This window comes from Streptomyces sp. NPDC055962, assembly GCF_042270185.1.
Classification (GTDB): Bacteria; Actinomycetota; Actinomycetes; order Streptomycetales; family Streptomycetaceae; genus Streptomyces.
This window is the reverse complement of sequence record NZ_JBHJYN010000001.1, coordinates 687,666-705,886: the sequence shown is the minus strand read 5'-3', so window position 1 is coordinate 705,886 and position 18,221 is coordinate 687,666. Positions and strand designations below refer to the sequence as shown.

Below are 18,221 nucleotides of genomic sequence, written 5' to 3'. Positions count from 1 at the left end.
CATCGGGAGAGCGGCCCCTGGGCTGCATTACCCCTAATCGGAGGCAAACATGGGGCGTTATGTCGCGAGGCGACTGCTCCAGATGATCCCGGTCTTCATCGGGTCGACCTTGCTCGTCTTCGCCATGATGTACGCGCTGCCCGGCGATCCCGTGCGCGCACTCGCCGGCGAACAGACAGTCGACCCCACGCAGATCGCGGCGATGAAGAAGGAGCTCGGGCTCGACCTGCCGCTCTGGCACCAGTACTGGAACTACCTTGTGAACTTGTTCCAGGGTGACTTCGGCACGCAGATCGCAAGTGGCCGACCGGTCGCCGACATCATCTCGGAAGCGTTTCCGATCACGGTGCGGCTGGCTCTGTTTGCCTTCATCTTCACGGTCGTCGTCGGTATCACGATGGGCGTGTTCGCCGGTCTGAAGGCCGACACCCTCCGCGACCGCGGGCTGCTCGTCCTGACGCTCCTGCTGATCTCGGTCCCCTCGTTCGTGCTCGGCTTCCTCGGCCAGTACTTCTTCGCCTTCCAGCTCGGCTGGGTCGAGCCCAACGTGAGCATGGAAGCGAACTCCAGCGAGCTGATCCTGCCCGCTGTGGTGCTCGGCTCCCTGTCACTCGCGTACGTCGCGCGGCTGACCCGGACGTCGGTCGCCGAGAACCTGCGCTCCGACTACATGCGCACCGCGGTGGCCAAGGGCCTGCCCCGGCGCCGCATCATCGGTGTGCACCTGATGCGCAACTCGATGATCCCCGTGGTCACCTTCCTCGGCACCGACCTCGGTGCCCTGCTCGGCGGCGCGGTCGTGACCGAGGGCATCTTCAACGTCAAGGGTGTCGGTTCCGCCGTCTTCGACGCGCTCAGGCACCGCGAAGGTGCCACGGTCGTCGGCATCGTGACGCTGATCGTCATCGTCTATCTCGTCGCCAGCCTGGTCGTCGACCTGCTCTACGCGGTCCTGGACCCGAGGATCCGTTATGCCTGAGACGCTCAAGGAAGCCACCCCGGACACGCCCGGGGCCGTCGCCGCACCCGTCGCCGCCGCACCCGTCGGCAAGCCCCGCAGCCTGTGGTCCGACGCCTGGCACGACCTGCGGCGCAGCCCGCTGTTCGTCATCTCGGCGGTCCTGATCATCTTCCTGCTGGTCATGGCGATCGCACCCGGCCTGTTCACCGGCGCCGACCCGCGCTACGCGGACCTGGCCCACCACTACCTGCAGAAGCCCAAGTGGGGGAACTTCTTCCAGGAGGACTGGTTCGGGTACGACATCCAGGGACGCTCGATCTACGCGCGTGTCGTCTACGGCGCCCGCGCCTCGATCACCGTCGCCGTCGTCGTCACGGTCCTCGTGACCGTCCTGGGCACCGTGGTCGGCATGCTCGCCGGCTACTTCGGCGGCTGGATCGACACAATCCTGTCCCGGGTCACCGACATCTTCTTCGGCGTCCCGTTCATCCTCGGCGCGATGGTCGTCCTGACCTCGTTCGAGGAGCGCAAGATCTGGGTCGTCATCCTGGCCCTGGCCTTCCTCGGCTGGACCCAGATCGCCCGTGTCGCCCGCGGCTCGGTGCTGACGATCAAGCAGGCGGACTACGTGATGGCGGCCAAGGCGCTCGGTGCCTCGACCACCCGCATCCTGCTGAAGCACATCCTGCCCAACGCGATCGCCCCGGTGATCGTCGTCGCGACCATCGCGCTCGGCGGCTACATCTCGGCCGAGGCCACCCTGTCCTTCCTGGGCATCGGTCTCGCCGAGCCGACCGTGTCGTGGGGTGTCGACATCTCCTCCGGCCAGGAGCAGCTGCGCAACGCCGCGTTCGTGCTGATCATCCCGTCGGTCATGGTGTCCATCACGGTCCTGGCGTTCATCATGCTCGGCGATGCGGTACGCAACGCCCTCGACCCCAAGCTGCGCTGAGGGAGGCGTACATGACCATCATCGACAAGACGGCGGATGTTCCCGCTCCGCGGGGTTCCGACGACGCGAGCGGCCCGCTGCTCGAGGTCCGCGACCTCCATGTGGAGTTCCACACCCGCGACGGTGTCGCCAAGGCCGTCAACGGAGTCAACTACAGCGTCAGCGCGGGCGAGACCCTCGCCGTGCTCGGCGAGTCCGGTTCGGGCAAGTCCGTGACCGCTCAGGCGATCATGGGCATCCTGGACATGCCCCCGGGAAGCATCCCGAAGGGCGAGATCTTCTTCCGCGGCCAGGACATGCTCAAGATGTCCAACGAGGAGCGCCGGCAGATCCGCGGCCAGAAGATCGCGATGATCTTCCAGGACGCGCTCTCCTCCCTGAACCCGGTCCTCTCCGTGGGCTACCAGCTCGGCGAGATGTTCCGTGTGCACCAGGGCCTCTCCAAGAAGGACGCCAAGGCCAAGGCCATCGAGCTGATGGACCGCGTGCGCATCCCGGCGGCCAAGGAGCGGGTGGGCGACTATCCGCACATGTTCTCCGGCGGTATGCGCCAGCGCATCATGATCGCGATGGCGCTCGCCCTGGAGCCGGACCTGATCATCGCGGACGAGCCCACCACGGCACTCGACGTGACCGTCCAGGCCCAGGTCATGGACCTGCTCGCGGAGCTCCAGCGCGACTTCAACATGGGCCTGATCCTGATCACGCACGACCTCGGTGTCGTCGCCGACGTCGCGGACAAGATCGCCGTGATGTACGCGGGCCGGATCGTCGAGACCGCTCCGGTCCACGAGATCTACAAGCGCCCCGCGCACCCGTACACCAAGGGCCTGCTGGAGTCGATCCCGCGCCTGGACCAGAAGGGTCAGGAGCTCTACGCGATCAAGGGCCTGCCGCCCAACCTGCTGCACGTGCCGTCCGGCTGCGCCTTCAACCCGCGCTGCACGATGGCGCAGGACATCTGCCGTACCGAGATCCCGGCGCTGCGCCCGGTGACCGAGCAGGACGGTACCGAGCTGGTCGGCCGCGGCAGCGCCTGCCACTTCTGGAAGGAGACGATCCATGGCTGAGCTCGACAAGGAGTCCGTGGACGCCACCCCGAACGTCACCGAAGTGGCGACGGTCAACGCGGCGAGCGAGACGGAGGCCGTGGCGGCCCTGGACGCCCCGGTGTCCAAGGGTGAGCCGATCCTCCAGGTGCGCAACCTGGTCAAGCACTTCCCGCTGACCCAGGGCATCCTCTTCAAGAAGCAGGTCGGCGCGGTCAAGGCCGTGGACGGGATCTCCTTCGACCTCTACCAGGGCGAGACCCTCGGCATCGTGGGCGAGTCCGGCTGCGGCAAGTCCACGGTCGCCAAGCTGCTGATGACCCTGGAGCGGGCCACCGCCGGTGAGGTCTTCTACAAGGGCCAGGACATCACCAAGCTGTCCGGCCGTGCGCTGAAGGCCGTGCGCCGCAACATCCAGATGGTGTTCCAGGACCCGTACACCTCGCTCAACCCGCGCATGACGGTCGGCGACATCATCGGGGAGACCTTCGAGATCCACCCCGAGGCCGCCCCGAAGGGCGAGCGGCGCCGCAAGGTGCAGGACCTGCTCGACGTCGTCGGTCTGAACCCGGAGTACATCAACCGGTACCCGCACCAGTTCTCGGGCGGTCAGCGCCAGCGCATCGGCATCGCCCGCGGCCTCGCACTCAACCCCGAGATCATCATCTGCGACGAGCCGGTCTCCGCGCTCGACGTGTCGGTGCAGGCGCAGGTCATCAACCTGATGGAGAAGCTCCAGGACGAGTTCAACCTCTCCTACCTCTTCATCGCGCACGACCTGTCGATCGTCCGGCACATCTCGGACCGGGTCGGCGTCATGTACCTCGGCAAGATGGCCGAGATCGGTACGGACACGCAGATCTACGACCACCCGACGCACCCCTACACCCAGGCGCTGCTGTCGGCGGTCCCGGTCCCGGACCCGGACGCCCGTGAGGGCCGCGAGCGGATCATCCTCTCCGGTGACGTCCCGTCGCCGGCGAACCCGCCGTCCGGCTGCCGTTTCCGTACGCGGTGCTGGAAGGCCCAGGACAAGTGCGCCACCGAGGTGCCGCTGCTGGCGATCCCCGAGCGCTTCAAGAGCTCGGAGACTCCGGCCGCGCACGAGTCGGCGTGCCACTTCGCCGAGGAGAAGGACGTCGTCCACGCGTCGTAGCTCCTGATCGTTCCGACGAGGACGCCCGGCCCCCGAGAGGGTGCCGGGCGTCCTCGCGTTCCCGCGGACCCCGTACGGCGTACGGCGTAGGCCGACATGCGACGCAGTGTCATATGGGGTGATATGAGGCATTGAGCACTCAAGGGAACCCTAGGAGGCACTCATGCGCGGAGCCACACAGGCCAGGTGGGCCGCATGCGCCGTCGCCGTCGCCCTGACGGCCACGGCCTGCGGCGGCGGGGACAGCGGTGGCGGCGGTGGGGCCGACGGGATCGTGAGCTCCTCCTGGGGCGACCCGCAGAATCCGCTGGAGCCGGCGAACACCAACGAGGTCCAGGGCGGCAAGGTCCTCGACATGGTCTTCCGGGGGCTCGTGCGCTACGACCCCAAGACCGGTGAGGCGAAGAACGAGATCGCCGAGAAGATCGAGTCGAGCGACTCGCAGAACTTCACGATCACGATCAAGGACGACTGGACCTTCAGCAACGGCGAGAAGATCACCGCCAAGTCGTTCGTCGATGCCTGGAACTACGGAGCCGCGCTCAAGAACAACCAGAAGAACGCCTACTTCTTCCAGTACATCGACGGTTACGACAAGGTCCACCCCGAGTCGGGCTCGGCTTCCGCGGACACGCTCTCGGGCCTGAAGGTCGTCAACGACACGACCTTCACGGCCAAGCTGTCGCAGAAGTTCTCGCTCTGGCCCGACACCCTCGGCTACGCGGCCTTCGTACCGCTGCCCAAGACCTTCTACGACGACCACGACGCCTGGCTCTCCAAGCCCGTCGGCAACGGGCCGTACACCATCGACCAGTACGCCAAGGGTTCGTCGATGAGTCTGCGCAGGTGGGACGATTACCCGGGCGCGGACAAGGCGCAGAACGGCGGTATCGACCTCAAGGTCTACACCGACAACAACACCGCCTACACCGACCTGACGGCGGGCAACCTCGACCTCGTCGACGACGTGCCCGCCGCGCAGCTCAAGAACGTCTCCGCGGACCTGGGCGACCGGTACATCAACACACCTGCCGGCATCATCCAGACCCTCGCCTTCCCCTTCTACGAGAAGGCCTGGGACACCCCCGGAGCGATCAAGGTCCGTCAAGGGCTGTCGATGGCGATCAACCGCGACCAGATCACCAATCAGATCTTCCAGAAGACGCGCACCCCGGCCTCCGACTGGACCTCACCGGTCCTCGGCGAGGAGGGCGGCTTCAAGAAGGGCCTCTGCGGCCCGGCGTGCGAGTACGACAAGGCGCAGGCCAAGAAGCTGATCCAGGAGGGCGGCGGCATCCCCGGCGGCCAGCTCAAGATCTCGTACAACGCCGACACCGGCTCCCACAAGGAGTGGGTCGACGCGGTCTGCAACAGCATCAACAACGTCATGGGGAACAACAAGGCGTGCGTCGGCGGGCCCGTCGGCACCTTCGCGGACTTCCGCAGCCAGGTCTCCACCCAGAAGCTGACCGGTGCCTGGCGCGCCGGCTGGCAGATGGACTACCCGCTGATCCAGAACTTCCTCCAGCCGCTCTACTACACCAACGCCCCGTCCAACGACGGCAAGTGGAGCGACAAGAAGTTCGACGACCTGGTCGACAAGGCCAACGCGGAGAGCGACAAGGCCACCGCCGTGAGCACCTTCCAGGACGCGGAGAAGGTCCTCGTCGAGCAGATGCCCGTGATCCCGCTCTGGTACCAGAACGGCAGTGCCGGCTACTCGGACAGGGTCGAGAACGTCTCGCTGAACCCCTTCAGCGTCCCGGTGTACGACCAGATCAAGGTCAAGTGACCCGCTGAAGCCGGGTGGCGGGTGCGGGACACCGCACCGGCCGCCCGGCTTTCCGGTCCTCCGCCCGTTCGCCTGAGAGGTGTCCCGCCGGCCGCGCCGGACGGATGCCCCTAGACCCCCGGAGCCCCTCATGGGACGTTATGTGATCCGGCGGCTGCTGCAGATGATCCCCGTCTTCTTCGGCACCACGCTGCTGATCTTCCTCATGGTGAACGTGATGGGCGACCCCATCGCGGGCCTCTGCGGCGACCGCCAGTGCGACCCCGCGACCGCCGCCCAGCTGCGCACCGAGTTCGGCCTCGACAAGCCGGTGTGGCAGCAGTACCTGACCTACATGGGCAACATCTTCACCGGTGACTTCGGCACGGCCTTCAACGGCCAGAAGGTCACCGAGCTGATGGCCACCGCCTTCCCCATCACCATCCGGCTCACCATCGTCGCGATCGTCTTCGAGATCGTCATCGGCATCAGCCTCGGCGTCGTCACCGGCCTGCGCCGCGGGCGGCCCGTCGACACCGTGGTGCTCATCCTGACCCTGGTCGTCATCGCCGTACCGACGTTCGTCACCGGCCTGCTGCTCCAGCTCCTCCTCGGTGTGGAGTGGGGCATCATCAAGCCCTCCGTCTCCTCGGAGGCGCCCGTCGACGAACTCATCGTGCCCGGACTCGTGCTGGCCTCCGTCTCCCTGGCCTACGTCACCCGGCTCACCCGGACCTCGATCGCGGAGAACGCCCGCGCCGACTACGTCCGCACCGCCGTTGCCAAGGGCCTCCCCAGGCGCCGGGTGGTCGTACGGCACCTGCTGCGCAACTCCCTCATCCCCGTCATCACCTTCATCGGCACCGACGTGGGCGCCCTGATGGGCGGGGCGATCGTCACCGAGCGCATCTTCAACATCCACGGAGTCGGCTACCAGCTCTACCAGGGCATCCTGCGCCAGAACTCCCAGACCGTCGTCGGGTTCGTGACCGTCCTGGTCCTCGTGTTCCTGGCCGCCAACCTGATCGTCGACCTCCTGTACGCCGTACTCGACCCGAGGATCCGCTATGCCTGAGCAGAAGCCGTGGGACGACGCGACGGGCAGCGGAGCCATCTCGGGGGCCGGTGCGGGCGGTGGTATGGACCTCGCGATGGACGAGGGCACCACGCTGGACAAGACGCCCGGCGGCCCCGAGGGCACCGGGCCCGCCGGCAAGCCGCGCAGCCTGTGGTCCGACGCCTGGCGCGACCTGCGCCGCAACCCGGTCTTCATCATCTCCGGGCTCGTCATCCTCTTCCTGGTGATCATCTCGATCTGGCCGTCCCTGATCGCGGACCAGGACCCGCTCGACTGCGACCTCGCCAAGGCCCAGGAGGGGTCCCAGCCCGGACACCCCTTCGGCTTCGACGGGCAGGGCTGCGACGTCTACACACGCACGGTCTACGGAGCGCGGACCTCCGTCGCCGTCGGCGTCCTGTCCACCGTCGGCGTCTCGCTCCTCGGCGGGGTGCTCGGCGGGCTCGCCGGCTTCTTCGGCGGCAAGTGGGACGCCGTGCTGTCCCGCATCACGGACGTCTTCTTCGGCATCCCGGTGGTCCTCGGCGGCCTGGTCTTCCTCTCCGTCGTCACCAGCTCCACGATCTGGCCCGTGATCGGCTTCATCGTGCTGCTGGGCTGGCCCCAGATCGCGCGCATCGCGCGCGGCTCCGTCATCACCGCCAAACAGAACGACTACGTCCAGGCGGCCAGGGCGCTGGGAGCCTCCAACGCGCGGATGATGCTGCGCCACATCATGCCCAACGCCATCGCGCCGGTGATCGTCGTCGCCACCATCGCCCTGGGGACGTACATCTCGCTGGAGGCGACCCTCTCGTACCTGGGCGTCGGCCTGAAGCCGCCCGCCGTCTCCTGGGGCATCGACATCTCCGCCGCCTCCCAGTACGTCCGCAACGCGCCGCACATGCTGCTCTGGCCCGCGGGGGCGCTGGCCGTCACCGTGCTCGCCTTCATCATGCTCGGCGACGCGGTGCGCGACGCCCTCGACCCCAAGCTGCGCTGAGGAGCCCGCTGCCATGCTGCTCGAAGTACGCGATCTGCACGTGGAGTTCCACACCCGCGACGGCGTGGCCAAGGCCGTCAACGGGGTCAACTACTCGGTGGCCGAGGGCGAGACGCTCGCCGTCCTCGGCGAGTCCGGCTCCGGCAAGTCCGTCACGGCCCAGGCGATCATGGGCATCCTCGACATGCCGCCGGGGAAGATCAGCGGGGGCGAGATCCTCTTCAAGGACCGCGACCTGCTCAAGCTCAAGCCCGAGGAGCGCCGCAGGGTACGGGGCCAGGAGATGGCCATGATCTTCCAGGACGCGCTCTCCTCGCTGAACCCGGTGCTGAGCGTCGGCGAACAGCTCGGTGAGATGTTCGTCGTGCACCGCGGGATGTCCCGGGGCGACGCGAAGGCCAAGGCCATCGAGCTGATGGACCGGGTGCGCATCCCCGCCGCCCGGGAGCGGGTCGGCAACTTCCCGCACCAGTTCTCCGGCGGTATGCGCCAGCGCATCATGATCGCGATGGCGCTCGCCCTGGAGCCCGACCTGATCATCGCCGACGAGCCCACCACCGCCCTCGACGTGACCGTCCAGGCCCAGGTGATGGAGCTGCTCGCCGAACTCCAGCGCGAGCTCAACATGGGCCTGATCCTGATCACGCACGACCTCGGTGTCGTCGCCGACGTCGCGGACAAGATCGCCGTGATGTACGCGGGCCGGATCGTCGAGACCTCACCGGTCCACGACATCTACAAGGCACCCGCCCACCCGTACACCAAGGGGCTCCTCCGCTCGATCCCGAGGCTGGACCAGAAGGGCCAGGAGCTCTACGCGATCAAGGGGCTGCCGCCCAACCTGCTGCACATCCCGCCCGGCTGCGCCTTCCACCCGCGCTGCCCCATGGCCCAGGCCGTGTGCCGTACGGACGTGCCTCCGCTGTACACCGTGGACGAGGACCGCCGGAGCGCCTGCCACTTCTGGAAGGAGACGCTCGATGCACGCTGACGACGCGGGAACCGGGAGCGGGCCGGGAGGCTCCACACTGCTGTCCGAGGCACGGGAGGCGGGTCGGTCACGGCCGTTCGCCGAGGGCGACCCGATCCTGGAGGTGCGCGGTCTGGTCAAGCACTACCCGCTGACCCGGGGGATCCTCTTCAAGAAGCAGATCGGCGCCGTCAAGGCCGTCGACGGGGTGGACTTCGACCTGGTGGCGGGCGAGACGCTCGGGATCGTGGGGGAGTCCGGCTGCGGCAAGTCGACGGTCGCCAAGATGCTGGTGCACCTGGAGCCGCCGACCGGGGGCGTGATCCGCTACAAGGGCGAGGACGTCACCAAGCTGTCCGGCCGTGCGCTGAAGGCCGTGCGCCGCAACATCCAGATGGTGTTCCAGGACCCGTACACCTCGCTCAACCCGCGCATGACGGTCGGCGACATCATCGGGGAGCCCTACGAGATCCACCCCGAGGTGGCGCCCAAGGGGAGCCGGCGGCAGAAGGTGCAGGACCTGCTCGACGTCGTCGGTCTGAACCCGGAGTACATCAACCGGTACCCGCACCAGTTCTCGGGCGGTCAGCGCCAGCGCATCGGCATCGCCCGCGGCCTCGCGCTCAACCCCGAGATCATCGTCGCCGACGAGCCGGTCTCCGCGCTCGACGTGTCGGTGCAGGCCCAGGTCGTCAACCTGCTGGACCGGCTGCAGGCCGAATTCGACCTGAGCTTCCTGTTCATCGCGCACGACCTGTCGATCGTCCGGCACATCTCGGACCGGGTCGGCGTCATGTACCTCGGCCGGATCGTGGAGATCGGCACGGACGAGGAGATCTACGACCACCCGACGCACCCGTACACCCAGGCACTGCTCTCGGCCGTCCCGGTCCCCGACCCCACGGCTCGCGAGCACCGCGAGCGGATCATCCTGCACGGGGACGTGCCGTCCCCGGCGAACATCCCGTCGGGCTGCCGCTTCCGCACCCGCTGCTGGAAGGCGCAGGAGCGGTGCGCGCTGGAGGTCCCGCTGCTGGCGGTGCCGGCGGTCTTCCGTGAGTCGGACACCCCCGCCCGGCACGACTCGGCGTGCCATTTCGCCGAGGAGAAGCGGGTGGTCCCGCGTGAGGGGCCAGGGTCGGGCCCCCAGGACGGGGCGCCGGCGTCCCCGCGCGGAGACTCCCCCCAGGATCCGGACACCGGGTCGGGCACCGGATGACGGAGCGGGGCAAAAGGGCCTCATATCCGTTAACACAGAGGCAACTTGACCGTCGTCGCACCGATATACGGACGTCCCACCATAGAGAGCGTACGGCCGTGCGGGTGCCGTGAACCGGCCGGGGCGTTCATCACGTCGCCCCGGCCGGTTACCCGTGTCCGTCCCGCCCCACAGGTCCTCTTGTCCATCGGCGGACCTCGGTGGAGTATCGCTGGGGTGATACTCACACGGGGAGCCAGAATCACCGGTGCGGTGCTGTCGGCCGTGCTCGCCGCCATGGTCCTGGGCTGGATCGTGCGGGACGTCCGCGCGGTCGGCGATCCGGAGGGCCTGCTGCGCTACTGGGCCGGCTACACGGGTGCCCGGCCCGACGGTCAGCCCGCCACCCTCCAGGCCGACGCCGTGCTCCTCGTGGTCCACGTCTGCGCCTTCGTCGCGGCCCTGCGCTCCTCCGTCGCCGCGTCCACCCTGGTCGCCACGGGAGTCGTCACCTTCGCCCTGCGGCTGCCCGGCGTCTGGACGATCGGCGCGTCCTCGACGGACGGACGGTACGGCGACGAACTGCGCACCCGGGCGCTCGTCGGGACCTTCGTCGCGCTGGGCGCCGCGCTCGCGCTGATCGTCACCGGAGCGGCCGGACGCAGGCAGCCGGCGGGCTCCTGGGAACGGCTGCCCACCAGGCCGGGCCAGGCGGCCGGGGTCACCGCGTTCCTGGTGTTCGGCGCGTCGGGTACCGTCATGATCGCCTGGGAGATCCGCCAGTTCGTCACCCTGCCCTCCGAGCTCTATCCGGACTGGTTCATCGGCGGACGGTTCGTCCTGACAGGACTGACCGCCGCCCCGCCCGGCTGGAGCAGCGTGGCCCTCGCGGTGATCTGCCTGGTGGTGGCGTGGACGGCGCTCTTCCGCGCCGTCCACGCGCGGCCGCTCGGGATGATCGCCGCCGGATTCCTGCTGGTCGCGGGCGTCTGCGGGATCGCCCGGGCCTTCCACCTGCGGATGGTGGAGCACTTCGGCGACCTCGGGGCCGAACAGCAGCTCATGGTGCTCACCTCGGTCCTCTTCGCCCTCGCGGGCGCCACGGGCCTGCTGGTCCTGGCCCGCAGGGGCTTCGAGGACGCCGACGGCCGGGACCAGGGGTACGGCGGATACGGCTACCCGCAGACCGACGCGCAGGGGTACGGCTACCCGCAGTCGGGCGGTCCGGGGTACGGCTACCCGCAGTCCGGAGGGCCTGGGCACGGCTACCCGCCGGGCGGCGCCGGGTCCCCGCCGCCGCCCGCGTCCCCGCCGCCCGGCTGGTGAGCGTCCCGGACTAGCCCCGCGGCAGCCCCAGGGACCGCCTGAGGAAGTCGACCTGGAGCAGCAGCAGGTTCTCGGCCACCTGCTCCTGCGGGGTCATGTGCGTCACCCCGCTCAGCGGCAGGACCTCGTGCGGGCGCCCGGCGGACAGCAGTGCGGACGAGAGCCGCAGCGCGTGGGCGACCACCACGTTGTCGTCGGCCAGGCCGTGCACGATCATCATCGGCCGTACCCCGTCGGCCGGTTCGGAGAGCCCCTCGTCGGTCACCAGGGAGCTGCGGGCGTACACCTCGGGCTGCTTCGCGGGGTCGCCGAGGTACCGCTCGGTGTAGTGGGTGTCGTACAGCCGCCAGTCCGCCACCGGAGCGCCGACGACTGCCGCGTGGAAGACGTCGGGACGGCGCAGCACCGCGAGCGCCGAGAGATAGCCGCCGTACGACCAGCCGCGCATGGCCACCTTCGAGAGGTCGAGCGGGAACCGCCCGGCCAGTGCGTGCAGGGCCTCGACCTGGTCGTCGAGGGTCAGGGTGAAGTCGTCCCTCACCGCCTTCTCCCAGGCGGGGGAGCGGCCCGGCGCACCCCGTCCGTCCGCGACGACCACCGCGAATCCCTGGTCCGCGAACCACTGGGACGTGAGGTACGGATTGTGTGCGGCGACCACCCGGCGGCCGTGCGGACCCCCGTAGGGATCCATCAGGACCGGAAGCGGACCGTCTGATTCCTTGTAGTCGGCGGGGAGCAGGACGGCGCACGGGATCCGCCGTGCGCCCCCCTCTGTCAGCCGTACCCTCGCGGTCAGGACCGGCTCCTGGGCGAGGTTCTCGACCGCGGCGATCCGCTTGCCGTCGCGCAGCACCCGCACCGCCGTCCCTGGGTGGTCCAGGGAGGTGGACACCAGCACCGTCACCCCGCCCGCACGCACCGCGGTGTGGACCCCGGCGCCCTCGCTCACCCGCTCCACACCCAGCTCGTTGACCCGGTACACATGGCTCTGCCCCGTCTCGGGGTCCGGCGCCCCCTCGCCCGCCGTCGCCTGGACGAGGATGTCCGACTCCCCGATGTCCAGCACCGCCTGGAGGTGCAGCCGGTCGCCGGTCAGCGGCCGGTCGCCGACCGAGAGGACCCGTGCGCCCCCCTCGTCGGCCATGCGCACCAGCCGCCCGTCCGGCGCCCAGGCGGGCACCCCGGCGAAAAGATCAAGCCATACATCGTCCTCGTCGACGTGCACCGTGCGGGTCGTGCCGCTCCCGGTGTCGACGGCCAGATGCAGCTGGCTGCGCTGGTCGCGGGCCTGCACCAGGATCAGCGGAGCACCGTGCGAGGACCAGTGGACCCGCGCGAGATACGGGAAGCGGACCCGGTCCCAGAGGACCTCCGTACGGCCGCCGTCCAGGTCCGTGACGAAGAGCCGCACGTCGGCGTTGGCCGTGCCCGCCGCCGGATAGCCCACCTCGGCCGGCTTGTTCCCGGGGTGCGCAGGATCGGCGATCCACCACCGCTGTACGGCGCTGTCGTCGACCCGTGCGACCAGCAGGCGGTCGGACTCCGGCGACCACCAGAATCCCCGGTAGCGGCTCATCTCCTCGGCCGCGACGAACTCCGCGAGGCCGTACGAGGTGTGCTCGTCCTCCGGTTCGGCGACCGCCCGGTCGCCGTCGCCCCCCGCTCCCACGACGCGCAGGGCGCCCCGTGACACGTAGGCGATGTGCCGGCCGTCGGGGGAGGGGCGCGGATCGATCACCGGGCCCGGTACCGGGAGGGCGCGTGCCGTGCCCGCGGTCAACTCGGCGACGTACGCCTTGCCGGAGAGGGCGAAGGCCGCCAACTCGGCCGCGTCGTCCACCGCGTAGCCCACGATGCCCGCCGAGCCCTCCCTGGTCCGCTCGCGCCGTGCGCGCTCCTGGGGCGACAGCTTCTCCGCGGAACCGCCCAGCAGGGCGTCGGGGTCGGCGGCCACGCGTTCCTCGCCCGTCGCCGTGTCCAGGACCAGGAGGCGGTTCGTCCGGTCGGTGCCGGAGGACGACCTGAGGAAGAGCACCCGCGTCCCATCCGGTGAGACGGTGAAGGCCCTGGGTGCGCCGAGAGTGAACCGCTGGGTCCGGGCGTGCTGGAGGGGAAAGGACAGCTTCTGCGAGGTCATGGCACCGAACCTAGTCCGCGACCGCCGGTCCGTGCGCCCCTCGTGCTGCTGTGCCCCGATCAATGCGTCGGCACGGATAGTTATGATCCGTAGCGCTCGGTGGGTATGAACCTGCTGGCTCCATGTGTGCTGCCCGTCCCGACCGTACTGATGGAGGTGAACCGCCGTGGCACTCTCGATTTCGGCGGTGGTGCTGCTGGCGATCGTCGTCTTCCTGCTGATCCGGAAATCCGGACTGAAGGGCGGACACGCGGTGGTCTGCATGCTGCTCGGGTTCTACCTCGCGAGCTCGTCGATCGCACCGACCATCTCGGAGGTGACGTCGAACGTGGCAGGCATGATCGGGGGCATCAAGTTCTGACCGGCGCCCCGCCCGGCGCCCCGGACCCCGTGGGGCGTTCGGCCCGAGGGGCGGCCTGCTCGTAGGGTGGTCCCATGACGGACCTTCCCGCCCGCCGGCTGCTCCTGGTGCACGCGCACCCGGACGACGAGTCGATCAACAACGGTGCCACGATGGCCAGGTATGCCGCCGAGGGCGCCCACGTCGCCCTGGTGACGTGCACCCTCGGCGAGGAGGGCGAGGTCATCCCGCCGGACCTCGCACACCTCGCCGCGGACCGTGCCGGCGGCCTGGGCGACCACCGCATCGGTGAACTCGCCGCCGCGATGCGGGAGCTCGGGGTCGCCGACCACCGGTTCCTGGGCGGTCCCGGCTGCTACCGCGACTCCGGGATGATGGGCACCGAGCAGAATCACCGGCCCGGTGCCTTCTGGGGCGCCGACCTCGACGAGGCGGCCGGCCACCTCGTCGAGGTGATCCGGTCCCTGCGTCCCCAGGTCATGATCACGTACGACCCCGACGGCGGCTACGGCCACCCCGACCACATCCAGGCGCACCGCGTCGCCATGCGCGCCGCGGACCTTGCCGCCGATCCCGCGTACGACGACGGCGCGGGAGCCCCGCACACCGTCGCGAAGATCTACTGGAACCGCGTGCCCCGACCTGTGGTCGAGGAGGCCTTCGTGCGGCTGCGGGAGACCGCACCCGACGTCTTCCCGGGGATCGCGGCGGTCGACGACGTGCCCGGTGTCGTGGACGACGCGGAGGTCACGGCCGAGATCGACGGATCGGCCCACGCCGGGGCGAAGGCCGCCGCCATGCGGGCGCATGCCACCCAGATCGCCGTCGAGGAGCCGTTCTTCGCTCTTTCGAACGACCTGGGGCAGCCCCTCCTCACCACCGAGTACTACCAGTTGGTGCGGGGCGAGTCCGGCGGGGACGGCCGGGAGCGCGACCTCTTCGCGGGCGTGCCGGAGGCGGCCGCCGCACCGGGGGCGCGGTCATGAGCAGCAGGCAGAGGCCGCGCGCCTCGTCGCAGTCCCCGCGCACCAACGCCCCGCCCAGGAGCGCCGCGCCCACCGGGCTCGCCGCGCCTCCGAACCCCCGTCGGATCCCGCTGTACACCGCCCTCGCGCTGCTCGGAGCGGCCGTCGGGCTCGCGGGCACCCTGGTCCAGGCCGCCCTGTTCCCGGGCGGGTTGCTGCTCGCGCTCGCCGCGTCGGCCGGAGTGTTCTACGGCGGGCGGGTGCTGACCCGTACGCAGCTCGGCGCGCTGGTACCGGCGGTGGGGTGGTTCATCGCCGTCATCGTCCTCCTCGGCGGACGGCCCGAGGGCGACTACGTCTTCGGCCAGGAGGTCGGCCTCGCCCTCTTCATGCTCGGAGGGATGGCCGTCGCTGTGATCTGTGCCACCATGTCGCGCCTGCCTGATCCGGCCAACGACACCGGCCGAACCGGCAGGTGATGTGCTATGACCGCCCCCGGATCGCCCCCTGGTGCAGGGGTGTGTGCATCCTTGTTTCCCCCCGGCACGGAGAGTCTTACGGTGGCGGCCAGTATGGTGGTGCGCGCGCCGAGCCGTCCCCTGGCCTGCGGCATGGGGGAAGTACGGGCGGCGGAGCCAATCGGGAGAACCTGCTTTGAGTCGTGAAACTGACAGTTCGTCCTCCGGGCCCCAGGGGCGCGGCGGAGCCGCGTACCCGTCGGGTACGCCGCCGTACGGATCACGCCAGTATCCGTCGCTGCACCCGTCTCAGGACGGGACGGAGGAGACTCCGGAGCCTGCGGATCCGCCTCAGCCCGAGGAGCCCAGAACAGAGACCACGCTGACGACGCGCATCCGGATCAACATCCCGGGTTCGCGTCCGATCCCGCCTGTCGTCATGCGTACGCCGATGAGCGACACGGACCCGTCCGGCGGCCGTCCGGACGCCGAACGCACCGGCAGCACCCCCAGGCCCGGCGCACCCGCGCCGTCGCACGGCGGGGCGCCCGGTGCCGGCCCGGACGGGAGCGACGGGGGCCCGGCCGCCGAGGCTCCGGCGGAGAAGCCTGCCAGGGAGAAGAGCGGCAGCGACTGGTTCGCCCCGCGCAAGGCCCCGGCCTCCGTCCCCGGCGCGGGCGCGGCTCCCGCCGCTTCCGCCCCGGGAGCGCCCGGCCCCGGCCAGGGCCCCGGAGGGGCACCCTCCGGCCCGCCCGGCGGCAGCCGCGGCCCCGGGCCGACGCCGCCCCGTACGGACTCGCCGTACTTCTCGGACGGCCCGCAGCAGCCCGGCGCGCCCCGCCCCGGGCGGAGCGCGTTCGACGACATCGACGCGGGCGGCCCGGGCGGTCCGCGGTCCACGCCGAACCCCGCCGTGCGGCCGCCGGGCGGTCCGGGTCCCTCCGGTCCCACCACCGGCCCCGTCACCGGCACTTCGCCGCTGACACCGGACCTCGACCGTCTGCCCGGAGCGGGCGGCCCGTCCGGCCCCCGGCCGGGCGGCCCCGGCGGCGTACCGCCCCGGATGTCGGACGACACCGCGATCCTGACGCCCCAGGCACCCGCCCCGGCCCCCGGTCCGGGCAACGGGGGCAACGTCTCCGGTGACACGCTCACCAGCGGCATCCCCGTCATCCCCTCGGAGTCCCGCTCGGCGTTCCCGGGCGGGCCCGGCGCCGTACGGCCGCCCGACGGTCCCAGGGGCACGGGACCGGGTGATCCGGGTGCCCAGGCGCCCGCCCCCGCCCCCCGGCCCGCTCCGAAGGCCGCGCCGCCCGCCAGGAAGGGCCGCTCCAAGCTGGTCCTCCTGGGTGTGGCCGTCGTCGTGCTGGCCGGTGTCGCCTACGGCGCCGGCCTGCTGATGAACCACTCCGAGGTCCCCAAGGGCACCACCGTGCTCGGTGTCGACATCGGCGGCGGCACGAAGGAGGAGGCGGTCACCAAGCTCGAGGCCGCCCTCGGCAAGCGCGCCCAGACGCCTCTGAAGCTGTCCGTGGACGGCAAGGAGGAGCAGCTCGACCCCGAGAAGGCCGGTCTGACCCTGGACAGCCAGGAGACCGTCCGTGGTGCCGCCGGCAGCGACTACAACCCGGTCTCGGTGATCGGCTCCCTGTTCGGCGGGGCGCGCCCCGCCGACCCGGTGATCCCGGTCGACGAGGAGAAGCTCGGGGTCGCGCTCACCGACCTGGCCGGTGCCTCCGGCTCCGCCAGCGACGGCACGATCACGTTCGAGCCGAACAAGGCCGTGGCCGTCCCCGGCAAGGCGGGGAGGTCGCTGGACGTCAACCGGTCCCTGATCTCCGTGCGGGACGCCTACCGCGCGCAGGTGCAGACCGGCGAGAAGGCGGTCGTCGAACTGCCCGTATCCGCCCACGAACCCACCATCACCAAGGCCGAACTGGACCGGGCGATGAAGGAGTTCGCGGAGCCCGCCATGTCCGGTCTGGTGACCATCAAGGCCGGGCCCAAGCAGATCGACTTCGGCCCCGCCAGGTCCCTGCCGCAGATCCTGTCCATGAAGCCGGTCGACGGCAGGCTGGTCGAGGTCTACGACAAGCAGGCGATCAACACCCTGCTGGACGGTGTCTTCGACGGCATCATGATCACCAAGGGTGACGGCAAGCAGCACGAGGTGAGCGCCGACGACGTGGCCCAGGCCATGCAGGGCGCGCTGCTGGGCAGGACGCCCGCGGAGCGCACGGTCGCGATCGACCTGAACGGCGCGGGCTGACCGGCCCCGCACCGTACGACCCGCCCCCGCCCGGAACCTCCGACGGGGGCGGTGCCGTCGTACGGACCCGGTGTGCGGGCGGCTCACGGAGAGGGACGGCCCGCGAAGGAGGCGGATCCATGTCCACCCGGTGGAGTCTGACGATCGACTGCGCGCACCCGAAGGCGCTGGCACGCTTCTGGGCGCTCGCCCTGGGGTACGTGGAGAAGCCGGCTCCCGCCGGATTCGGCAGCTGGGAGGAGTGGTTCGTCCACCACGGCGTCCCGGAGGCGGAGTGGGACGACGGCGCCCATCTGTCCGACCCGGACGGCACGGGACCGAGCCTGTCCTTCATGAAGGTCCCGGAGCCGAAGACGGCGAAGAACCGCCTGCACCTCGACGTGCAGGCCGGAGGCGGCCGCGAGACCCCGTGGGAGATCCGCCGGCCGCGGGTGGCCGAGGCGGTGGAGAGGCTGACGGCGGCGGGCGGCACGGTCATCCAGCGGCACGAGCTGAACGGGCGGCCCGACCACGTGGTGATGGCGGACCCGGAGGGCCACGAGTTCTGCGTCCTCTGACCGGCGCAGGGGGCGCGGACGACGGGGGCCC

16 protein-coding genes are annotated in these 18,221 nt (G+C 70.2%); 15 read left to right on the top strand and 1 reads right to left on the bottom strand.

Annotation, left to right across the window (positions count from 1 at the left end; all coding sequences use genetic code 11):
* Nucleotides 1–49: 49 nt before the first annotated feature.
* The 10 genes from ACFC51_RS03145 to ACFC51_RS03100 all read left to right on the top strand — a co-directional run bounded on the left by ACFC51_RS03145 (nucleotide 50) and on the right by ACFC51_RS03100 (nucleotide 11,443).
* Nucleotides 50–979: an ABC transporter permease gene (locus tag ACFC51_RS03145; protein WP_376372324.1), complete on the top strand. Its 930-nt coding sequence runs from the start codon at nucleotides 50–52 to the stop codon at nucleotides 977–979.
* A complete protein-coding gene (locus tag ACFC51_RS03140; protein WP_376372327.1) occupies nucleotides 972–1,913 on the top strand; it encodes an ABC transporter permease in 942 nt (313 codons plus the stop codon). The genes ACFC51_RS03145 and ACFC51_RS03140 overlap by 8 nt, the downstream gene beginning before the upstream one ends.
* Nucleotides 1,914–1,924: 11 nt before the next feature.
* Nucleotides 1,925–2,983 carry an ABC transporter ATP-binding protein gene (locus ACFC51_RS03135; protein WP_376372330.1) on the top strand — a complete coding sequence of 353 codons (1,059 nt, stop codon included), beginning with the start codon at nucleotides 1,925–1,927 and terminating at the stop codon, nucleotides 2,981–2,983.
* Nucleotides 2,976–4,118, top strand: a complete 1,143-nt coding sequence (locus ACFC51_RS03130; RefSeq protein WP_376372333.1) for an ABC transporter ATP-binding protein — start codon at nucleotides 2,976–2,978, stop codon at nucleotides 4,116–4,118. The genes ACFC51_RS03135 and ACFC51_RS03130 overlap by 8 nt, the downstream gene beginning before the upstream one ends.
* A gap of 163 nt (nucleotides 4,119–4,281) precedes the next feature.
* Nucleotides 4,282–5,910 carry an ABC transporter substrate-binding protein gene (locus ACFC51_RS03125; RefSeq protein ID WP_376372336.1) on the top strand — a complete coding sequence of 543 codons (1,629 nt, stop codon included), beginning with the start codon at nucleotides 4,282–4,284 and terminating at the stop codon, nucleotides 5,908–5,910.
* Between the two features lie 130 nt (nucleotides 5,911–6,040).
* A complete protein-coding gene (locus ACFC51_RS03120) occupies nucleotides 6,041–6,964 on the top strand; it encodes an ABC transporter permease (RefSeq protein ID WP_376372339.1) in 924 nt (307 codons plus the stop codon).
* The gene (locus ACFC51_RS03115; protein ID WP_376526740.1) at nucleotides 6,957–7,949 is read left to right on the top strand and encodes an ABC transporter permease; all 993 of its coding nucleotides are present in this window, start codon (nucleotides 6,957–6,959) and stop codon (nucleotides 7,947–7,949) included. Before ACFC51_RS03120 ends, ACFC51_RS03115 begins: the two co-directional genes overlap by 8 nt.
* Before the next feature lie 13 nt (nucleotides 7,950–7,962).
* Entirely contained in the window at nucleotides 7,963–8,940 is a 978-nt protein-coding gene (locus ACFC51_RS03110; protein ID WP_376372344.1) for an ABC transporter ATP-binding protein, read from the top strand.
* A complete protein-coding gene (locus tag ACFC51_RS03105) occupies nucleotides 8,930–10,138 on the top strand; it encodes an ABC transporter ATP-binding protein (RefSeq protein ID WP_376372347.1) in 1,209 nt (402 codons plus the stop codon). Before ACFC51_RS03110 ends, ACFC51_RS03105 begins: the two co-directional genes overlap by 11 nt.
* A 216-nt stretch (nucleotides 10,139–10,354) precedes the next feature.
* On the top strand, nucleotides 10,355–11,443 hold the full coding sequence (locus tag ACFC51_RS03100; protein WP_376526737.1) for a hypothetical protein: 1,089 nt from the start codon (nucleotides 10,355–10,357) through the stop codon (nucleotides 11,441–11,443).
* A gap of 10 nt (nucleotides 11,444–11,453) precedes the next feature.
* Here the strand turns inward: ACFC51_RS03100 and ACFC51_RS03095 are convergent, their stop codons facing one another.
* Nucleotides 11,454–13,580 carry an alpha/beta fold hydrolase gene (locus ACFC51_RS03095; protein ID WP_376526734.1) on the bottom strand — a complete coding sequence of 709 codons (2,127 nt, stop codon included), beginning with the start codon at nucleotides 13,578–13,580 and terminating at the stop codon, nucleotides 11,454–11,456.
* Nucleotides 13,581–13,746: 166 nt separating this feature from the next.
* Between ACFC51_RS03095 and ACFC51_RS03090 the strand changes: the two genes are divergently transcribed.
* The 5 genes from ACFC51_RS03090 to ACFC51_RS03070 all read left to right on the top strand — a co-directional run bounded on the left by ACFC51_RS03090 (nucleotide 13,747) and on the right by ACFC51_RS03070 (nucleotide 18,190).
* On the top strand, nucleotides 13,747–13,941 hold the full coding sequence (locus ACFC51_RS03090; protein ID WP_014154257.1) for a hypothetical protein: 195 nt from the start codon (nucleotides 13,747–13,749) through the stop codon (nucleotides 13,939–13,941).
* Between the two features lie 74 nt (nucleotides 13,942–14,015).
* The gene (gene mshB / locus ACFC51_RS03085; RefSeq protein WP_376526731.1) at nucleotides 14,016–14,927 is read left to right on the top strand and encodes an N-acetyl-1-D-myo-inositol-2-amino-2-deoxy-alpha-D-glucopyranoside deacetylase; all 912 of its coding nucleotides are present in this window, start codon (nucleotides 14,016–14,018) and stop codon (nucleotides 14,925–14,927) included.
* Nucleotides 14,924–15,385: a DUF6113 family protein gene (locus tag ACFC51_RS03080; RefSeq protein ID WP_376372359.1), complete on the top strand. Its 462-nt coding sequence runs from the start codon at nucleotides 14,924–14,926 to the stop codon at nucleotides 15,383–15,385. Before mshB ends, ACFC51_RS03080 begins: the two co-directional genes overlap by 4 nt.
* Nucleotides 15,386–15,815: 430 nt before the next feature.
* Complete coding sequence (locus ACFC51_RS03075) at nucleotides 15,816–17,633, top strand: hypothetical protein (protein WP_376526729.1); 1,818 nt, start codon at nucleotides 15,816–15,818, stop codon at nucleotides 17,631–17,633.
* Between the two features lie 119 nt (nucleotides 17,634–17,752).
* On the top strand, nucleotides 17,753–18,190 hold the full coding sequence (locus tag ACFC51_RS03070) for a VOC family protein (protein WP_376526726.1): 438 nt from the start codon (nucleotides 17,753–17,755) through the stop codon (nucleotides 18,188–18,190).
* Nucleotides 18,191–18,221 lie beyond the last annotated feature (31 nt).